The following is an 18,008-nucleotide window of genomic DNA, read 5'->3' on the forward strand; positions in this document are numbered from 1 at the left end:
GGCCGGCTCATGCCGATCTCCCCCTCCTCCTCGGCCCAGGTCGCCCGCGAACGGGTCGCTCAGCGGCTCCGAGACCTGCGTGCCGATGCAGGCATCACCGGGAGTGAGCTGGCCGAACGCTGTGGCTGGACGCATCCGAAGACGTCCCGCCTGGAGAACGCCCGCACGCCTCCCACACCAGACGACATCGGCCGCTGGTGCGCCGCGTGCGGCGCCGGCGAGCAGGCCGAGGACATCATTGCCCAGTCGCGGGACGCCGCGTCGCTGTACAGCGAGTGGCGGCGGAAGGCACGTTCCGGGCTGAAACGGCTCCAGGAGAGCTACGTGGAGCTGTACCAGTCCACGGAGCTGTTCCGGATGTACTCGCCCACGCTCGTGCCCGGGCTGCTCCAGACCGAGGGCTACGCTCGCGCTTTGCTGTCCGTCAACGCGCGGATGCTCGGCATCCCGGACGACTCCGAGGAGGCCGCAGCTGCACGTGTCGAACGCTCGAAGGTGATCCATGAGCCGGGTCATCGGTTCGTGATGCTGGTCGAAGAGGGCGTGCTGCGCTACCAGTTGGGGGACAGTGACGCGATGGCCGCTCAACTCGGCTATCTGCTGACGGCCGGGGCGCTGCCCTCGGTGTCGCTGGGCATCATCCCGAGCGCGACGCGCGAGCGGGTCCTGTGGCCCCAGGAGCTGTTCCACGTTTACGACGACACGCTCGTATCGGTCGAGTTGCTGTCGGCGCGGGTCCGCGTCACGCAGCCCAGCGAGGTCGCCCTCTACTTGAGCGCCTTCGAGAAGCTGCGCGGCATGGCCGTGTACGGGGCCGAGGCGCGGGCGCTGATAGTGAAGGCGATCGAAGCCCTGCATTGACGCCTTGCAGCGCCGTCACCTGGTGGCCTTCGTATCGGGATGCGCCGAAGCGAGGTAGCCGACGGCACCTTGAAGTTGAACGCCAAGGCCCTCGTCATCGCAGGTGGCGGGGCGTTCTTGCTAGCTCACGGCCGGCCCGAACGCTCCGGAACGGGACCTAACATGGCGACGTAGAGCGTTACGACAAGGGCGTCGGAAATAGCGAACCCCTTGCCGTCACCGGCACTTCTCGGAGCGGAGACGCGGGATGGCACAGCACACCTAGCGGCAGGCGGTCCGTCTAGCCGTAGGACGCGCCTTCGAGGAAGAACAAAGGCGGGTCCCGGCACTGGTTGCCGGAACCCGCGGTGTGACGTCAGACGCTCGGGGCGCCAGCGGTCACGTGTTTGATGAAATGAGACCAGGCCTGCGGCGCGAAGACGAGGGCTGGACCGTGGGCATCCTTGCTGTCGCGTACAGGCACCGCGCCTGGGATGTGCGCCACCTCCACGCAGCTTTGGTCCCCGCTCGAGTAGGACGACTTGACCCAGGCGAAGCCGGTGGCGGTAGCGATGGGGTAGTGCTGTGTCACGTAAGTCAGTCCATTTCCTGTATGGCGGCGCGAATGCGGGCGATGGATTTCTCAACAGGGAGGGCTTCCGAGTTGAGACGGCGGAAGAGCGTGGTGAAGATCTCCACTTGAGCCGGTTCCTCGTAGTAGACGGTGTCGATGAGGCCGTCGGCATAGACAACGTCGGTCTCTGCTGGCTCAGGGAATGACAAAATTCCGTAGGGGCCATACAGAGCTGAGTTGATCGGTGCGGCAGAGGGCAACACCTGGATCTGGATGTTGGTCTCGCTCGCTTGAGTGGCCAGGTAGTCGAGCTGCTCACGCATGACATCTGGGCTGCCCATGCGGTGCTGCAAGCTCGCCTCGGTGAGAATGGCCCATAGACGCAGTGGTGCAGGGCGGGCGAAGACCTGCCTGCGCTGGCCGCGTACTTTCACCTGCTCCTCTACGTACTCGAACGCGTCTGCTTTGTCGGGGCGTTGTTCGCGGATCACGGCCTCGGTGTAATCGCCCGTCTGGAGGAGGCCGGGGATGAGGCCGGTTTCCACGACATAGAGGTCCGAGGCGTCCCATTCGAGGGCGATGTAGTCGGCATACGCTGGCTTCAGGGTGTCCTCGTACTTGGACCACCAACCGCGCTCGCGTCCATGCCGAGCCAGTTCCTGCAGCCGGGCGCGTAGAGCTTGGTCGTCGACGCCGTAGAACGCCAGGAGAACGCGCAGGTCCAGTGGGCGGATGCCGGACTGGGCTCCCTCGATGCGGCTCATCTTGGACTCAGCGCATGCCAGTTCCTCAGCGGCCTGCGCGAGAGTCTTGCCGGCTGCGATGCGGAGATCACGCAGCATGCGGCCGAGTCGCCGCTGGCGCACGGTGGGATTCCTGTTCACGGCCACAGCGAGCGTCCTCCCCTTTTGGCTGCTGTAAGTGTGCCTGCGTACGACAGTTCGCGACAAGCAAGGTGATGCCAAGTCAAAGTAGGGACTTGCACCTTGGGGTAGTGCAGCGGGATAGTGGGGGCACTCGCAACTCTGTGTACAGGGTTGATCACTTCGAGCTGTCTGTCCTTGCGCAGGTCACCGGAGCCATGGAGGCGTCCGCATGCCGTTACCGCCCGAGCCGACCACCGACCGCTCCCGCTACCCCGCGCATCCCCGCCAGGTCGGCATCGCCCGAAAGCGCGCCGAGGGCGTAGCAACCAGATGGGGAGTGGATCAACAAACAGTCGATAGCGTGGCCTCCGTCCTCACCGAACTCGTCGCGAACGCCGTCATTCACGCTTGCACGCCTAAGGGGCGTGAAGTCGGCGTCACGCTCCGGCTGTTGGACAACTTCCTCCGCATTGAGGTCCGTGACGCCGACCCGACCCCGCTTGCACCGTGTGCTGAGCCGAGCGAGCTGGCGGACCTCCAGCACCTGGCCAGCAACGGGCGCGGTTTGCTTCTCGTGCACCAGCTATGCGACGGCCGCTGGGGGAGCGCTGATGAAGTCATTGGCAAGACGGTCTGGGCGGAAGTCCCTCTGAGGAGAGCCGCCGAGAACTCGGCACGGGAGCGGGCGGCCACCGAGCCGGACCCCGACCTGTGTCAGCGGACGGGGGCGCCGTGAATCCGCACCACCTCAACTATGGTGCGATCGCTGAGCGGCTGACTTGTATTCAGCCCGAACGCGCACACCCACGTGCCGAACGCACGGTACGTACTGTCCCAATTATGTTCCCTGGCCGCTTGCACGATGCTGTCGGGCCCCTCAACGGCTGCACTGACATGGCACCTGTCTCTCTCCCCCCGGTCCACCGGCGAGGCCCTGGCGGAGCGCCTCGGCCGCGGTGTCATCCACGGACACAACCAGTACTTCTGCACATCTCGAAGGTGAGCGGACCGACATGGCTTCGGAGAAGCAGGGCGAGATGACCGAAGCGATGGAGAACTTGTGGCGGGACGAAGGCCTGCGTCCTCGCGGACGGAGCAGACTGGCCGAGGGCGAGCACCTCCTGGCCACTCCGCCGACTGTGCCGCGCGCGGCACTGCTGAGGTAGGCCCCCTCGTCTTCTGCTGCCGCGAACTCGCGGCCTCGGCCGCGTCGCACACGCACAACACCCCCTGAATGGCTTCCTCATACTCCGCACGAGACGAGACCCACATGTACGACATCCGCCCAGCCACCGAAGGCGACACCCCGGCCGTCCGGGACCTGCTCAGCGCACACAACAAGTTGGCCAGCAGAAAAGGCCTGTTACCCGCGGACCCCATTGCCGTGTGTCTTCCGATCGGCGATCCCGGAAACGACACGCTGCTGATGCTGCTCACGGAGGACTGCGCCGTCGTCGGTTGTGTTGTCCTGCATGCCTCTCTGCCGTTCGGATGGACGCCGAGCGAGCGCGCCGAGCTGTCCCTGGGCCTGTCCGCGCTGCACACCCATCCCGATCAGCAGGGCAGCGGCCTCACTCGCCTGATGACCCTGTGGGCGCTCGACTTTGCCGCCCGCCATCCGGGCCCTCTGCAGTGGGTGCGTGCCACGGTGCCTGGGGCTCCACTCGCTGCCTACTTCCGTGAGCAACTGGGCTGGGAGGAGGTCCGTGTCACGCACGACCGTGCGGGGCGGCGCTGTAGCCAGATGCAGCAGGCTCCGCTCCGCCAGCACGGACTGTCCGCCCTGATCAGCGGCGAGGACCCGATCCTCGCCAGATGCGCTGCGGAGCCCACCGCGGCCGTGCGGCCGCCGGCTCAGGCCCGCGTGACCGGTGGCCCCCTCGTCGACGAGGACCACGCAAGCCGCGCTTGAGTGGGCCCCGAAACCCCGCCGCGCAGTTGGATCATCGACATCGTGATCCCTGTGGCGCTGGGCGTCCTCACCGTCGGCGCCCTCGGCCCCGCCCTCCTACAGCGCCTGCGAACCAGCTGACATCTCACCAGCCTGCCGTATTACCGGCGCTGACTGGCGCGGCGCCCACTTGATCTCCCGGCGCCGGATCGCGCTCAATCCCCCCGGAGCACGGCCCGGGGTCTCCTCCTTCCCGTTCCGGCGGACGGGAAGCGGGCTTCAGCCAGCACGACCCCGCGAGGTTCGGGCAAGACCACCGCGCCCACAGGGCGCGGTGCGCACCACAGGCACCGGGCAACCGCCCGGGCCGCAACTTCCGAGAACGGAGGGAGGAATCGTCGTTGAGCATCTGTTGAAGTCCGAGGCCGCGGCCACGCGCGAGCTGGTCACGGCCATGCGCCTGGTCGACGTCGCCGCATCGTCCAGCATCGTGCGGATCGAGGCCGTCGAGGATGAGGGCCCCTGACCGGGCCCTGCGTCACCAGATGATCCAGTGCCTTCGCCGGTGAGGTGACCGGCAGGTACCGGACCGCACTCCGTCCTCCCGGACGGTGAGCACGCCAGGAGGCGTGCCCCTCAACGCCTGTGCGTTGAGGGGAATTTCCTCCCGCTGACCTGTCACACCTCCACTTTTGCGCCCTTGAGAGCCATGACCATTCACGTATTCGTCGGACCGACCCTCCCTACGGACGAGGGGCTGCTCGCCCACCAGTCCGTGCGCCGCCGGCCGCCCGTCCGACATGGCGACCTGTTCGATACGGCGATTGCGGATACCGACACCGTCGTCCTCATCGACGGCATCTACCACCAAGCGCCCGCCCTGCGGCACAAGGAGATCCTCGCTGCGATGACCCGCGGGGTGCGCGTCATCGGCGCCGCCAGCCTCGGCGCCTTACGGGCGGCCGAGCTGTGGCCCTACGGCATGGGCGGTGTCGGCAACGTCTACCGCTCCTACCGCAACCTGGAGATCGTCGGTGACGACGAAGTCGCCGTCGGCCAGGACCCGATGACCGGCCGGGCGTTGACCTGGCCGATGGTGAACTGCCGCTATGCCATCAATCTGGCCGTCAACAGCCGGATCCTCACCGGCCCGAAGGCCGCCGGCCTCCTTGACGCCCTACACGCGGTCTACTACCCGCAGCGCACCTACGCCGCGATCCGCGCCGCCTGCCACGCCCAGGACGCCACCGGCTTCGCCGACTGGGTCGGGGAACGGCGTAGCGAGGACCCCTACTTCGGCGACATCAAGCGCTCCGACGCCCTCAGTGCCGTCCGCGCAGCCCTGTACGGGCCGGATCCGTGCGGACCTGTCCCTTCAGCGGTGCATACCGACAGCGTGTACTTCCGCCGCTGGTACAACGCCTTCGCGATGCAGCATGTCGACGGTCTCGTGCTGCCGACCGCGCTGCGCATCGCCTATCAGCAGCTGTTTGACCCGGACTTTCGCGGGCTGTGGACCTGGCACCTCGACCATCTCTCCCGCCGGCCGTCGGATGGAAGTCGGGGCATGCCGCTGGCTGAGCGCATGTTCCGCCTCACCGGTCAGGAAACCGGCCGTCGCGCGCCCCACATGCTGTTCCAGCTGCCGATCGACCTGCGGTGTTCCGGCACCGTCGAGCGGCTCCTAGCCCACGAGACGGAACCGGACCGCCGGGCCGTGGCCCGCTACCTGGCCGCCAACGACGCCGCCCGCCACGAACTGCCCTTCTACACACCCGAAACGGTCAGGGACGAAGCCGCGATCCGAGTACTCCAGCAGGTGTGGACGGGGCCAGACACCCATCTGGACGAAGAAGCCGCGGCCCGGGGATTTCGGGGCCTGGCCGAGGCCGTGACGGCCATGCAGGTCTTCATGGCCGGTTACCTACGCGAAGGCGAGCAGCCGCTGACCAGTGTGACGGAGGCGATCACCGATGCCCGCCACTGACCTGCTGTCCTTCGAGGGCACCGCACGGGCCCGCGACCCCGAAACGACATGGAGCGTGCTGGTGCCGCGGCTGTCCGACTACGGGATCACCCGCGTCGCCGACCTGACCGGGCTGGACCATCTCGGCCTTCCCGTCTGCGCCGCACACCGCCCCACCGCCCATACCCTGACCGTCTCCCAGGGCAAGGGCGCCACCCACCGCCTCGCCGCGATCTCAGCGGTGATGGAGGCCGTTGAGGTCCACCACGCCGAACAGCCCCCGCAGGTCGACTTCGACGGCCCCGCCTTCGCCGCAACCGTCGACTACCCGCTGGAGGCTCTTCCCCTGCGCCTTGCGCCCCAGACACTGCCGCAAGTCGCCGCGCTCAACCGCCTCCCGCAGCAGTGGACACAGGGCGCCGGCCTCCTGACGGGCCACCCGTTACTCGTTCCGGCCGCGCTGGTCTACCGGACCCCGCAACCGATGTGGACACCATCCCTGTGGCGGTGCACCAGCACCGGCCTCGCCTGCGGCAACACCCGCGACGAGGCAGTCACACACGCCCTGTTCGAAGTGATGGAAAGGCACGCCCTCCACGTCGACGAGAACACCGGCGCCACCCTGCGCACCCTCATCGACCCCGCCAGCGTCCACGACCCCTACAACCGCCGTCTCATCGACCGGATCCACGCCAGCGGCGCCGTCCTGGAGCTGTACATCGTCGACAACGCCTTCGCCCTGCCCGTCTGCCTGGCCTACCTGTGGTCTCAGGACTACCCCGTTCACTTCACCGGCACCGGCTGCCACAGCGACCCGTACATCGCACTCAGCCGCGCCATCACCGAGGCTGCCCAGTCCCGCCTCACCTCGATCTCGGGCACCCGCGACGACCTGCCCAGCCACAACGAAGCATTCGCCGCACCCCGGCCCGCCCCCACCAGCCCGAGGCAGACACCGGCCGCCTGGCACAGCACGCTCAGCACCTGCCGCCCGCCGACCGCGACCACCTTCACCGAAGTGGTGCACGCCCTGGCCGAACGCCTGCACAAGACGACCGGCTACGAACCCATCGCCGTTACCCTCAGCGCCCCCGACGCCCCAGTCGCCGCCGTCAAGGTCGTCGCACCCGGCACCCGCTCCCGCACCCGGAGGAACATCCCGGCGCGATGACCCACCTCACCGACCGGGAGCACGACCAGGCCGGCCACTACAACGCCTTCCACGCCGCCCGCGCCCAAAGCCCTCACGTCTCCCAGCTCTACGCATGCGCCATGGGGGACACCTACCTGGCCGAAGTCGCCCCCTACAGCTCCTGCGACCGGCCCCTGCTCGGCACCCTGACCAGCCGCCTCAAACTCCACCCCGGCCAGCTCCTGGCGGACATCGGCTGCGACACCGGCGGCGTCGGCCTGTGACTGGCCCGCGCACTGAACGTACGCCTCGCGGGAACAGACGTTTCCAGCACCGTTCTACTGAGGATCGGACCGCTCCGTTGCCGAGCTACAGCAGTCGCTGCACCCTCAGGGGAGACGAGAATGTTGTAGCCAGAGTGCTAGAGCAGACAGTCCTACAATGATCAGCACAGTAAGAGCCCAGCGGACGCTCCGTATCAGGTAGAAACTTCGATGGTATTGAACGTCACCCTCAGCGATGACGCCTCGACCATCACCAAAGATCATCACAGTTCGAGCCGGAAGAATCACAGGCTCCTCTCTCTCCCCCCATTGCCATGCGCCATCCTCGGCCCTTATACCTCGGCGCAGGCCGCCACCATGATCGCGACTCCAACGGTTGTCCGCAGCGTCCGTGAACTCGACTTGCACCTCGGCGAGGATCTGCCACTTGTCGATGTCGCGAGCAACTGCTGGGAAAGGGAATCGGGCAAGGCTGCCGGGGCTGAGGCCGCCAGAAACCTCAGGAATCTGTTCGCTGGCACGCCAGGCGGTGACGTCCCGAATCGGATGACTGCTGCGGTTCGCGATGACCAGATGAACCGATAACCAGCCTCCGTGGAGCTGGGACTGTTCCGTGGAAAGATCTACATCCACTAAGGATGCCTGGATCAAATCGTCGCGGCGTTCCGCATCCTCGGTCCGGATCTGGGCACGTTCAGCCAGAACCAAAGAGTGCTGCTCACGTACACCGCTTCGGACTGCCTGGTCCACCTGATGGCGATGTGCGGCCAGGGCGGTAGCCGCAGCTCCAAGCGCAATCAGGGTGCCCACCACACCGATGATGACCTCCGTCATAGACATACTTTGACGGCTAGTTCCGTGCCCTGTCAGGTGATCCTCGGGGCTTCTGAATTGCGGCCTCGTACAGGGCGGTCCGGTCGGCATGATCCAAGAGCAAGACGGCATGGCCTCCTCGGATACCGCCAGCGCCAGCGCCGGTGTCGGATCGCCACAGCCGATCTGGGTGACGGCCGGGCTGACCCTCTCAGCTTCTGTGCGTGTTCCCGGATCAGCCCCTGGCTGCTGCGGCTGCGGGCTGGTCGGTGTCGCCGTGCCAGGTGGGCCAGCCGAGCAGGCGGGGGCGTTCGGTGACCCAGGCGCGGGTGTCGGCGCCGATCTCGGCGCTGATGAGGTCTTCGAGCAGGGTGTTGTAGCGGGCGACGAGGTCGCGGTGGGTGGGGTCGGCGGCGAGGTTGCGTGTCTCGTTGGGGTCCTCGGCACGGTCGTAGAGGACGACGTCGTTCTGCGCGTACAACGCCTCGGGGCTGGTGGGCCGGTTGGGGTTGAGCGGGGAGAAGTAGCGGCCGAAGGTGTAGCGGCTGTCGGTGTAGCCGCGCAGGAAACCGCGCTTGGTCCAGTCCGGGCGCAGGTCGCCGGACTGGATCCGCTGGGGTGCTGCGGGGTCGGCGAACTCGAACCAGAACGAGGCGTCTAGGGCGGTGACCGACTCGACGGCGGTGAGGACGCCGTCGCGGACGGTGCCGCCGTTCAGGGCGGGGATCAGGGAGCGGCCCTTGAGTGCGGGGTGTCGGGTGGCGGCCTCGGTCGGATCGACGCCCGCGAAGTCGAGCAGGGTGGGGGCGATGTCGACGGCGGAGGCGAGGGCTTCGGTGCTCGCGCCGTGGGGGAAGTCGGGGTGGGCGAGGATGAAGGGGACGTGGAAGTTCTCGTCGTAGACGAGGGCGCCCTTCTGGCGCAGTCCGTGGGAGCCGGCCATTTCCCCGTGGTCGGAGGTGAAGACCACGACGGTGTGGTCAGCCTGCCCGGAGGCCGCCAGGGCATCGAGGACGAGGTCGATGCTGCGGTCCACGTCGCGGATGGCGTTGAGGTAGAAGTTGAGGCCGTCGTCCCAGTGTTGGTCGTCGGCGACGGCGCCGAACACGGTGTCGAGCATCCGCGCGAACTCGGCCACTGCCGGTGCCGCGCCGGACAGGTCGTCGTGGAGGCTGGCGGGCAGGTCGAGGCCCCATCGCCGCTGGTACATCGGAACGTCGGCGGCCGCTTTGGCCACGACGGCGTGGGCAAGGCCGAACGGGAGTTGCACCTGGGACGAGCCGCCGTAGTCGAAGCTCATGATGTCGTGCGGGTTGACGAAGTTGACGGCCATGAACCAAGGCTGGTCCGCTGCCACGACCGGGGCCCGGTTGCGCAGCCACTTCACGGCCTGGCCAGCGATGACCGGGTCCAGCTTCAGCCCGGCCCAGGCACCGCCGTCGATGTCGCCCCAGTCGTTGAACTCACTGAACCCGTACGGCTCCAGCGCGTTCGTGGTGGGCCCAGGGTTTTCGGGGGTGACGTAGGCGTTGGAGAGATGCCACTTGCCCTGGTACGTGCAGTAGTAGCCGGCCTCGCGGAGCATCGTGCCGAGCGTGCCCAACTCGGGATTGAGCGGGCGGATGTACGGCATGTTGTCGTTGTCGTAGATCTCGGTCAGCGGCAGGTGCTGCCCGGTGTAGATGACCGATCGGGCGGAGCTGCACATCGCCGAGGCGGTGTAGTAACGCTCGAAGGTGGTGCCTTTCTCCGCCATCCGCTCCCTGGCGGGCAGCGAGAAGCCCTGCGGCTGGGGGATCGCCGCGCGTTCCTCGTCGGTGACGATCATCAGGATGTTCGGACGACGTGCCATGCCCACAGCCCTTCGAGGAGATCCAGGCGCCCGCCCGGGTGACACAGGGGTGGGGCACAGGCGCGCGGAAGGTGCGTTTCGCAGTGAATCTAGGTATGCGGCCGTGAGAAGCGTGCGAGGACGCGGCCGGCCGGGGCCGACCGGGTGAGCGGGACCGATCGCGATGTCAGCCGACCGGCGGACCGAGCTGGCGGCGCGGCTGCGGTGAACGTTGCGGCTGACTCTCCCGGAAGCCCGCGGCGGCGGCCCGCTCGTACCAGCGACCGGAGAGCACGACCGCCGTGACGCTCGCCGGGATGGCAGCCCATCGCTGCGTCGTAGTGGTGATAGGCGTGCTGGTGCATTACCGCGCGGTGGGCGGGAGTCCGGTGTCGTTCCCTTCGGGCACACCCTCGCGCAGGTGTGGTCGCGCGGCGGCGGCCTTCCTGTGCCAGGCGCCGTATCCGTTCGCGAGCACGACGGCGGAGGCGCCGTGCAGGAGGATGCTCAGTGCGACGGTGACCGCGACGACCCTGGCGAGGAGCTGCACCCCGGGGACGTGTTCCTCCACCACGAGCAGTCCGAAGACCACTGGGGCAAGGCCGCGAGGCCCGAACCATCCGATGTACCCGATCGTGGGAAGGGCCAGGCCGGTTCCGGCAAGAGAGAGGGCGACGGGCAGCATCCGGGCCACGGTGAGGCTCAGCACGGCGTAGACGATGATCCGCCGGCCGAGGTGCTCCAGCGTCGGACCGAGCAGGACGGCGCCGAGGACCAGGAAGCTCAAGCACGCGAGCAGCTCGGCGAGACACTCGGCCAGGTCGGCGGTGTCCTGACCGGCGGCCGGTGCGTCCGAACCGCCGACTGGCCAGGCTCGTCAGTCTGCGACACGCCACGTATGACGTGCTGGCCTGCTGACCACCCCCGTCGCTGATCAGAGGGCCATCCGTGGGAGTACGGATGGCCCTCTGGCGTGTTCGCGTGAGTTTGATGCTGGAGTCAGGTCAGGGGATTGGTGCAACCCGATGACCAGCGGTGGGCGCTGATCTTGTTGTTGGCGTTGATCACGCTGCTGCCCGACACCAGGGAGTTGTCCCGGAGGTCGTCGACGTACAGTTCGCCCCAGCGCAGGCAGCCTGTGTGTCCTCCGGGACCCGCGTTCTCCCAGAACTGCACGTTGTTGACGCCGCCGGCGTAGGTGCCGGTGTTCAGCAGCGATGTCGCCTTGTCGTTGGAGGGGCTTCGGAACGGTCCGGAGACGTCGTTCCAGTTGGTGTCGTCACCCTGGGCGGCGCCGAGCTGCTCATAACAGTCCACCGCGTCGTAGGCCCGCACGTAGCCGTCACCGCTGTAGGAGCGGTACAGGCTGTCGCAGTGTGTCCCCGTGACGCCGTCCTGGGCTGCCTGGGCAGGGCCCGCGAGCAGAGCGCCTGTTGCTGCGCTCACGGCTGCTGCCGCGAAAAGGAAGCGGATCTTGTACATCGTGTCTCCTTGTTCTCTTTGGTGGCCGGCCAAGTCCCGATCGGCTGGCCGGGGTCTGGGGCGAACATCGCTCAGGTGCCAGGGACGAGATCGTCGGCCCGGCGCAGCGCGGCCAGCTTCAAGCGGTTGCTCCTCGTGATCTCGTCCGCGTACCGCTTGCGCCAAGGGGCTCCGTACTCTCGGTCGAGCCGGGTCAGGGTGGAGCGCAGCGATGTCCTGTGGGCGCACGTGGCCTCCGCGACGGCGACTTCCACCTCGACCTCGTGGGCCTGTGAGACGCTCAGTCCCTTGGCCCGTTTCCTCACGTCGGCGCGGGCCGCGTCCGGGTCGGCGTAGGAACCTCCCGTCTCCTTGCGCATGCATCCGGACCAGGCCTTCAGCGCGGCGGTGTACCGCGGGTCGCGCAGGACCTTCGGTACGTATGCCGCAGCGAGGTCGGTGGCGACCCTGTCGGCCTCGAAGTAGGCCTCGGCGTCGCCGTACAGCTGAGTGCGGGCGGTGCCCGTGCAGCCGCCGTTCGGGCTGCGGACGGTTCCGCCGGACGGTAGTCGTACCGTGAGCATCGGTGTGCCGGGGCTGCCCAGGAGTGCCGTGGTGTAGCGCTCGTGCTGGGCGGGAGTCGGGGCGTCCTGGGCGGCGAGGCGTTCGTGGTGCTTCTTCATCTTGAAGAACGCCCGCCGGAGTTGTTCGCCGTATCCGTGCTCGCGCGCCCATGCGATGTCGTCCTGCACGATGCGATATCTGAAGGCGCGGTCCGTGTCGGCGTCTACCTGGGGCCATACGCGGTACTCGAAGCCCTTTCGTTCCATGCACCGCTGGATCAGGAGGTGTTCGGCCTGCTCCAGGCGACGCTCCTCGGCCCGTGTCAGCTCCCGCCCCGGTACCGGACCCGAGGTGTCCGCGCCGGTGTCCGCGAGGCATCCCGTCAGCAGCGTGACCGCCGCGACGAGCGCCGCAAGTCCCGTGATCTTGGCGGCAGCAACACTTCGGTAACGCACCGTGCATCCCCCTGTTGAACGGCCGACTGGCTCCCGCCGGTCGGCTTCTCAAGTGCCGCCCTCACGGTGTGGCTCGAATGTGGGCGGGAACCTTGCTCGAACCTTGCTTTACTGGTCAGCGACGTCGGCCGGTGTGGACTACCGCCGGCAGACGGGCACGGGGGAGTGGCTTTCGGGGGAAGCACATGACCGGTTTTCTGTTACTGGGCCCGGTTGAGATCCGTGGCGCCGACGGCGCGTGCCCGGATCCCGGGCCCGGCAGGCAACGCGCGGTCCTCGCAGCGCTGGTGGTGGACGCCGGTCGCTGGGTGTCGATGTCCACGCTGATCGACCGGGTCTGGGGAGAGGACGTGCCCGCTCAGGCGCGGCCCTCTCTCTATGCGTACATCTCGCGGATCCGCAGGACGTTGAAAGGTCTGGTCCCTTCCGGCGGTGCCGGCACCGAAACAGTGCCGCAGCTGCGGCGGGGGCCCGGCGGGTACGTGCTCGACGTGCCGCCCGCCGACGTCGATGTGCTGCGCTTCCGTCAACTGCTCGCACAGGCACGGGTCCAGGACCGTACGGACGCCGAACGGGTCGTGATGTTGCGTGCGGCACTGGGGCTTTGGCGCGGTGAGCCGCTGGCGGGGCTGGCCGGAGCCTGGGCGGAGCGCACCCGCGGCAGCTGGGTGCAGGAGCGGATTGAGGCCACCCGGGTCTGGGCCGATGCCGAGTTACGGCTCGGCTGTCCAGCGGAGGTGATCGGGACGCTCACCGGCCACGTCGCCGAGTATCCGCTGGTCGAGCCCCTCACGGTGGCGCTGATGTGGGCGCTGCAGCTCGCCGGGCGCGGGCCTGAAGCCCTGACCCTGTACACCGCGCTCCAGAAACGGCTGGCCGAGGAGCTGGGCACGGATCCGGGGGCCGAAGCACAACAGGCACACCAAGCGATCCTGCGCGACGCTCCCGTCCTGCCCGCCCGATCCGCAACCGCCCTCGTCGAAGGCGTGGCCGAAGCAGCCCTGCAGCACACCCTCCCGGCGCAATTGCCCTTGAGGACCGCGGCGTTCACCGGGCGGAACAGGGAACTGGCGGTTTTGGACGGCCTGTTGGCCGCAACCACGGAGCCGTCGGCGGCAGCGGTCGTCGCCGTCGTCCGGGGGACGGCGGGCGTGGGAAAGACAGCGCTGGCCGTGCACTGGGCCCATGGTGTGGCCGACCGTTTCCCGGACGGCCAGCTGTATGTGAATCTTCGCGGCTTCGATCCCTCGGGGGCCGCCCTCACCCCTGACCGGGCGGTGCGCGGGTTCCTTGAGGCCATGGGCATACCGGCCGAGGGCATCCCGGTCGACTTCGAGGCGCGGGTGGGCCTCTACCGCAGTCTGCTGGCCCGGCGGCGCGTCCTGATCGTGCTGGACAATGCCGCCGACGCCGACCAGGTCAGGGCACTACTGCCCGGCTCGGCGGGCTGCCTTGCCATGGTCACCAGCCGGAACCGGCTCACCGGCCTGGTCGCCACCGAGGGCGCCCACCCCATCGCCCTGGACCTGCTCTCACCGGCCGAGGCGCGCGAGCTGCTGGCCCGCCGCATCGGCGAACACCGGCTGACAGCCGAACCGGACGCCGTGACGGAGATCGTCACCCGCTGTGCCCGCCTCCCGCTGGCCCTGGCCGTCACCGCCGCCCGCGCCACGATCCGGCCGACGCTCTCCCTCACCCAGCTCGCCGTGGACCTGTCCACCACCCGCGGCAGCCTCGCGGCGCTCGCGGGCGACGGCGACGACCCAGCCGCGGACGTACGCCGGGTGTTCTCCTGGTCCTACGACGCACTCGGTCCGGGCGCCGCCCGGCTGTTCGCCCTGCTGGGCCTGCACCCCGGACCCGAAATCTCCACCCCAGCCGCCGCCAGCCTCGGTGGACTCGGCCCCGACGGGGTGCGGGACGCGCTGACGGAACTCAGCCGCGCGCACCTCATCACCGAGTGCTTCCCCGGCCGCTACGCCCTGCACGATCTGTTGCGTGCCTACGCCGCCGAACTGGCACGCACACTCGACCCGGACTGCGAGCAACGGCCTGCCGTACACCGGTTGCTCGACCATTACGTCTGCACCGCCCACACCGCTGATCAGGTGCTCGAACCGTACCGTCCGTGCATCGTCCCGCTCACGACCGGGCCAGGAGTAAGCGGCGTGCAGTTCACCGACTGGGCAGACGCCCTTACCTGGTTCGCCGCGGAACTCCCGGCCCTTCTCACCGTCCTGCGCCAGGCAGCCGACACCGCAATGGACACACATGCCTGGCAGTTGGCGCGGGGCCTCGCCACCTACCTTCAGCGCCGCGGCACGGCACAGGACTTCCTGACGAGTCAGCACATCGGCCTGGCCGCCGCCCGCCGCTCCTGCGACGAGACCGGCCAGGCCCACGCACACGTCGGACTCGCCCACGCCCACATCAGACTGCGGCGCCTGGACGAAGCCCACGCCCACCTCGAGCAGGCCCTGAAGCTGTTCGGCCGTACCCAGGACGTTGTCGGTCAGGGCGACACCCGGGCCGCGATCGCTGCCGCGCGCTCCTTGGAGGGCCACTACGACACCAGGGACCATCTGCTGCAGGCCCTTGAGGACTTCCGGACCGCCGGGCACCGGGCCGGGCAGGCTCGGGTGCTGAACAACTTCGGCTGGTACTACGCCACGCAACGCGACCCCCGGGCGCTCACCCGAAGCGCGGAGGCACTGAGTCTGCTCGAAGGCACCGGGGACGGCATGCTGCAGGCGGCCGCCTGGGACACCTACGGCTACGCCCACCAGCAGCTCGGCCACCACGACCAGGCCCTCGACTGCTTTCGCCGAGCCCTGGAACTGTTCCAAGAGGTGGGCGACCGCTTCGGCGAGGTCGCCACCCTCACCCACCTGGGCGATACCCACCACGCCACCGACGAGCCCGAGGCCGCCGCCCGCGCCTGGCGGGAAGCGCTGGACATCCTCGAAGGGTTCGGCCAGCCCGGCACCGACGACCTGCGCGCCAGACTCGGCCGCATCGTCGACGGTTGAGAACGCATGCGGTCTGAACCGCGGGTTGAGCTCGATGAGGCCACGGTCGCGCTGTGTGTCAGGGGGACCTGTGCGGGAGGCCTCGCGGCTATCGGCTCGGCTGTCGCGGGACTGCGTGCCGATGCGCGCACCGCCCACTCACATCGGCTCGCTGGCCGCCGAGTTCAGAACCGCGCGCAGCATCCCCGGGTCAAGGACGTCAGCACCCGGCCGTCTATTGAGCGCGGGGGCCGGCTGTCGTAGGCAGCCTGCGCCTGCCCTGCACGACGGCGGCGAGCAGTCCGGCCGCGAGGCTGCCGCCCGCCCACGCGATCGGGGCGCGGCTGATCAGGGCCCCGGTCACGGTGTACACGATGACTCCCCCTCGGCTGATCCACGACGTGAAGTATCTGCGGCCATGGGGGAGTCGGCGGCACCGCTCAGGCCGCCGCCCCCAGCGCGTGCTGATGTGCCGCACGGTGGCGCCCCACGTTCCGATGACCGGCTCAGCGCATCACTGGCACAAGGGGGCCGCCAGCCACCGCTGTCCACCAGCCATCGTCACGCTGAACCACCGATGGCACGACCACCAAAGCAACGGCATTGTCATCGGTTCGACAGGGGGAACAGCCATACCGGGCCCGGAGGCCAGCGGCCCTTTTGCAGGACCGCGCAAAACATAACGGCGCGGACAGACCAGGACACTAAGCGGACAGGGTCTGTTGGGCCGGGCGGACAGCCGCCTGCCGGCATTCGGCGATGAACCGTGTGGACGGCGAGCTCACCCACGTTGAGCAGGCTTCGGCGGCCCGGAAGCGGTAGGAGCCGGTGCCGGTCGGGATCAGCATGTCGGCGGGTGAGCCGACGGCTTCGCCGTCAGCTGTACCGGATCAGTATCGGTCGTTCCGTGACGGGCAGGGTGTCATCGGGGTCGAGCTCGCGCGCGGTGCCGTCCAGGTACTCGGCAGTGCGGGCGCCGGCACCGACGCGGGTGTCGGCCGTGCCTGCGTGGGTCCAGCGGATGCGGGCCGTACGCAGAGTGCCTCGTTCATCAGGGACGAGGAATTCGCACTGCCAGACGTTCTCGGGCAGGGCGATCTGGAAGCCGTGGCCGCAGGAGCGGAGGTCTGCGTGGGCCAGCCACTGCTGGAGGCGGGCGACGAACAGGCCTGCCTTGGTGGGTGGTTGGCCCTCCGCCTGGAGGACCAGGGGTATCTTGCTGTTGCCCCATGCGTAGAAGTACATGCGCTCCAGGTTCCAGTTCCGGGCGTACAGGCCCGTCAGGTAGAAGCGGACCGCGTGGTCGGCTGCTGCTTCTTCGTCCAGCGGATCGATCAGTGTCACGTTCTGCGTGGTGCCGGTGCTCCACAGCGGCAGGTGGTACCCCGCCCGGTGGAACGTCCGGTCGACCGTGCGCACTGCCTCCAGCATGGTTTCCGGGGGATCGGTGAGCTGCCGCTGGTACAGCTTGATTCCTGCTGCGTCGCAGTACTGGTAGCCGCCCAGCTCGGCGAACCGCAGCAGGTACTTGTTTGCTTCGGCCGCCCACAGGTTGGTGATCGAGGGGCACACCACGGTCGCGTTCCTGTCGGCTTCCCGGATGATGCGGCTTGCCCGCCGGGTCATCTCGACGAGTGTCGTGACGCTGCCGTTGTAGTGGTGCTCATGGTTGGCCATGACCCACAGCTCGTACGCATCGATCCGGGCCCCCGCGTGCCGGACGAGAGCGTGCACGAAGGCGTCCCAGTCGTCGAGATCGTCCGGCGGTGCGGCTCGGGAACCATCCGGATACGCGGCCTTCCGGGCATCCGGAGCCGCCCAGGCGGGCGTACCGCCGAACACGAACAACGTGGGCAGGCCCTCCCGTTCGGCGCCATCGAGTAACCGGTCGAGCGTGGACCAGTCGTACTCCCCGCGTACGGGTTCCACTTGAGCCCAGCGGGTCTCGCTGTCCCACAGCCTCAGCGCGCCGGTCCGGAAGGAAGGCATAGCTCCGCTGGAACTGTTCATCGTCACGCCGAACAGTTCCGGATCGACGGACCTCGGCTCCTGCGCCCAGCTCGTCGCCCCGACGGGCGTCGGCACGGCCACCGCCGGTGTGCCCTCGTACCGGGTGCTGGCGACGGCAGTGCAGAGAACAACGAGGGCCATGACGGCGCCGAGGACGAATCTCATCCCCAGGGGACGCCGACTGTCTGCCGGACCATCGAAAACGGCGCTACCGGACGCCCCGGCGGCGTCGGTACTGACGCTGGAGGACGGGCCGAGACGCACCGCAACGGACACTGAACCGGGATCTTGCTCCTGCCCCGCCGCAGCCCTC

Annotated in this window: 17 protein-coding genes; 8 read left to right on the forward strand and 9 right to left on the reverse strand. The window is 68.4% G+C overall.

Going from position 1 to position 18,008, the window contains the following annotated elements; all coding sequences use genetic code 11:
• Positions 1-9 precede the first annotated feature (9 nt).
• Positions 10-861, forward strand: coding sequence for a helix-turn-helix domain-containing protein (locus ACIHIX_RS35030; RefSeq protein ID WP_399963379.1), 852 nt, complete (start codon positions 10-12; stop codon positions 859-861).
• A 355-nt stretch (positions 862-1,216) separates the two neighbouring features.
• Here the strand turns inward: ACIHIX_RS35030 and ACIHIX_RS35035 are convergent, their stop codons facing one another.
• Both ACIHIX_RS35035 and ACIHIX_RS35040 read right to left on the reverse strand, forming a co-directional pair.
• Positions 1,217-1,432, reverse strand: coding sequence for a DUF397 domain-containing protein (locus ACIHIX_RS35035; RefSeq protein ID WP_399963380.1), 216 nt, complete (start codon positions 1,430-1,432; stop codon positions 1,217-1,219).
• A 5-nt stretch (positions 1,433-1,437) separates the two neighbouring features.
• Positions 1,438-2,304 (reverse strand): helix-turn-helix domain-containing protein, encoded by an 867-nt coding sequence (locus tag ACIHIX_RS35040; RefSeq protein ID WP_399963382.1) that lies wholly within the window; start codon positions 2,302-2,304, stop codon positions 1,438-1,440.
• A gap of 205 nt (positions 2,305-2,509) precedes the next feature.
• Between ACIHIX_RS35040 and ACIHIX_RS35045 the strand changes: the two genes are divergently transcribed.
• The 6 genes from ACIHIX_RS35045 to ACIHIX_RS35070 all read left to right on the forward strand — a co-directional run bounded on the left by ACIHIX_RS35045 (position 2,510) and on the right by ACIHIX_RS35070 (position 7,553).
• Positions 2,510-3,016: an ATP-binding protein gene (locus tag ACIHIX_RS35045; RefSeq protein ID WP_399963384.1), complete on the forward strand. Its 507-nt coding sequence runs from the start codon at positions 2,510-2,512 to the stop codon at positions 3,014-3,016.
• 277 nt (positions 3,017-3,293) lie between these two features.
• Positions 3,294-3,446 carry a hypothetical protein gene (locus ACIHIX_RS35050; protein WP_399963386.1) on the forward strand — a complete coding sequence of 51 codons (153 nt, stop codon included), beginning with the start codon at positions 3,294-3,296 and terminating at the stop codon, positions 3,444-3,446.
• A 104-nt stretch (positions 3,447-3,550) separates the two neighbouring features.
• On the forward strand, positions 3,551-4,192 hold the full coding sequence (locus ACIHIX_RS35055; RefSeq protein ID WP_399963388.1) for a hypothetical protein: 642 nt from the start codon (positions 3,551-3,553) through the stop codon (positions 4,190-4,192).
• A 688-nt stretch (positions 4,193-4,880) separates the two neighbouring features.
• Positions 4,881-6,158 (forward strand): TfuA-like protein, encoded by a 1,278-nt coding sequence (locus ACIHIX_RS35060; protein WP_399963390.1) that lies wholly within the window; start codon positions 4,881-4,883, stop codon positions 6,156-6,158.
• Positions 6,145-7,308, forward strand: a complete 1,164-nt coding sequence (locus ACIHIX_RS35065; protein ID WP_399963392.1) for a YcaO-like family protein — start codon at positions 6,145-6,147, stop codon at positions 7,306-7,308. The genes ACIHIX_RS35060 and ACIHIX_RS35065 overlap by 14 nt, the downstream gene beginning before the upstream one ends.
• Positions 7,305-7,553: a hypothetical protein gene (locus tag ACIHIX_RS35070; RefSeq protein ID WP_399963394.1), complete on the forward strand. Its 249-nt coding sequence runs from the start codon at positions 7,305-7,307 to the stop codon at positions 7,551-7,553. Before ACIHIX_RS35065 ends, ACIHIX_RS35070 begins: the two co-directional genes overlap by 4 nt.
• A gap of 105 nt (positions 7,554-7,658) precedes the next feature.
• On the opposite strand, the gene ACIHIX_RS35075 is transcribed toward ACIHIX_RS35070, so the two are convergent.
• The 5 genes from ACIHIX_RS35075 to ACIHIX_RS35095 all read right to left on the reverse strand — a co-directional run bounded on the left by ACIHIX_RS35075 (position 7,659) and on the right by ACIHIX_RS35095 (position 12,677).
• Entirely contained in the window at positions 7,659-8,387 is a 729-nt protein-coding gene (locus ACIHIX_RS35075) for a hypothetical protein (protein ID WP_399963396.1), read from the reverse strand.
• Between the two features lie 214 nt (positions 8,388-8,601).
• On the reverse strand, positions 8,602-10,218 hold the full coding sequence (locus tag ACIHIX_RS35080) for a sulfatase-like hydrolase/transferase (protein ID WP_399963398.1): 1,617 nt from the start codon (positions 10,216-10,218) through the stop codon (positions 8,602-8,604).
• Positions 10,219-10,561: 343 nt separating this feature from the next.
• Positions 10,562-11,017: a hypothetical protein gene (locus ACIHIX_RS35085; RefSeq protein WP_399963464.1), complete on the reverse strand. Its 456-nt coding sequence runs from the start codon at positions 11,015-11,017 to the stop codon at positions 10,562-10,564.
• Between the two features lie 179 nt (positions 11,018-11,196).
• Complete coding sequence (locus tag ACIHIX_RS35090) at positions 11,197-11,679, reverse strand: hypothetical protein (protein WP_399963400.1); 483 nt, start codon at positions 11,677-11,679, stop codon at positions 11,197-11,199.
• Between the two features lie 71 nt (positions 11,680-11,750).
• Positions 11,751-12,677 carry a hypothetical protein gene (locus ACIHIX_RS35095; protein WP_399963402.1) on the reverse strand — a complete coding sequence of 309 codons (927 nt, stop codon included), beginning with the start codon at positions 12,675-12,677 and terminating at the stop codon, positions 11,751-11,753.
• 185 nt (positions 12,678-12,862) lie between these two features.
• Between ACIHIX_RS35095 and ACIHIX_RS35100 the strand changes: the two genes are divergently transcribed.
• Positions 12,863-15,706 carry an AfsR/SARP family transcriptional regulator gene (locus tag ACIHIX_RS35100; RefSeq protein WP_399963404.1) on the forward strand — a complete coding sequence of 948 codons (2,844 nt, stop codon included), beginning with the start codon at positions 12,863-12,865 and terminating at the stop codon, positions 15,704-15,706.
• 214 nt (positions 15,707-15,920) lie between these two features.
• On the opposite strand, the gene ACIHIX_RS35105 is transcribed toward ACIHIX_RS35100, so the two are convergent.
• Positions 15,921-16,058 (reverse strand): hypothetical protein, encoded by a 138-nt coding sequence (locus tag ACIHIX_RS35105; RefSeq protein ID WP_399963406.1) that lies wholly within the window; start codon positions 16,056-16,058, stop codon positions 15,921-15,923.
• A gap of 503 nt (positions 16,059-16,561) precedes the next feature.
• Positions 16,562-17,860 (reverse strand): beta-galactosidase, encoded by a 1,299-nt coding sequence (locus ACIHIX_RS35110; protein ID WP_399963466.1) that lies wholly within the window; start codon positions 17,858-17,860, stop codon positions 16,562-16,564.
• Between the last annotated feature and the right edge of the window lie 148 nt (positions 17,861-18,008).

This window comes from Streptomyces sp. NPDC051913 (genome assembly GCF_044593635.1).
In the GTDB taxonomy this organism is placed as follows: domain Bacteria; phylum Actinomycetota; class Actinomycetes; order Streptomycetales; family Streptomycetaceae; genus Streptomyces.

Coding starts and splice junctions, on each gene's coding strand:
- ACIHIX_RS35075 (WP_399963396.1), bottom strand. CDS start 8,387: ATGACGGAGGTCATCATCGGTGTGGTGGGCACCCTGATTGCGCTTGGA.
- ACIHIX_RS35080 (WP_399963398.1), bottom strand. CDS start 10,218: ATGGCACGTCGTCCGAACATCCTGATGATCGTCACCGACGAGGAACGC.
- ACIHIX_RS35050 (WP_399963386.1), top strand. CDS start 3,294: ATGGCTTCGGAGAAGCAGGGCGAGATGACCGAAGCGATGGAGAACTTG.
- ACIHIX_RS35060 (WP_399963390.1), top strand. CDS start 4,881: ATGACCATTCACGTATTCGTCGGACCGACCCTCCCTACGGACGAGGGG.
- ACIHIX_RS35030 (WP_399963379.1), top strand. CDS start 10: ATGCCGATCTCCCCCTCCTCCTCGGCCCAGGTCGCCCGCGAACGGGTC.
- ACIHIX_RS35065 (WP_399963392.1), top strand. CDS start 6,145: ATGCCCGCCACTGACCTGCTGTCCTTCGAGGGCACCGCACGGGCCCGC.
- ACIHIX_RS35090 (WP_399963400.1), bottom strand. CDS start 11,679: ATGTACAAGATCCGCTTCCTTTTCGCGGCAGCAGCCGTGAGCGCAGCA.
- ACIHIX_RS35045 (WP_399963384.1), top strand. CDS start 2,510: ATGCCGTTACCGCCCGAGCCGACCACCGACCGCTCCCGCTACCCCGCG.
- ACIHIX_RS35100 (WP_399963404.1), top strand. CDS start 12,863: ATGACCGGTTTTCTGTTACTGGGCCCGGTTGAGATCCGTGGCGCCGAC.
- ACIHIX_RS35070 (WP_399963394.1), top strand. CDS start 7,305: ATGACCCACCTCACCGACCGGGAGCACGACCAGGCCGGCCACTACAAC.
- ACIHIX_RS35055 (WP_399963388.1), top strand. CDS start 3,551: ATGTACGACATCCGCCCAGCCACCGAAGGCGACACCCCGGCCGTCCGG.
- ACIHIX_RS35110 (WP_399963466.1), bottom strand. CDS start 17,860: ATGAGATTCGTCCTCGGCGCCGTCATGGCCCTCGTTGTTCTCTGCACT.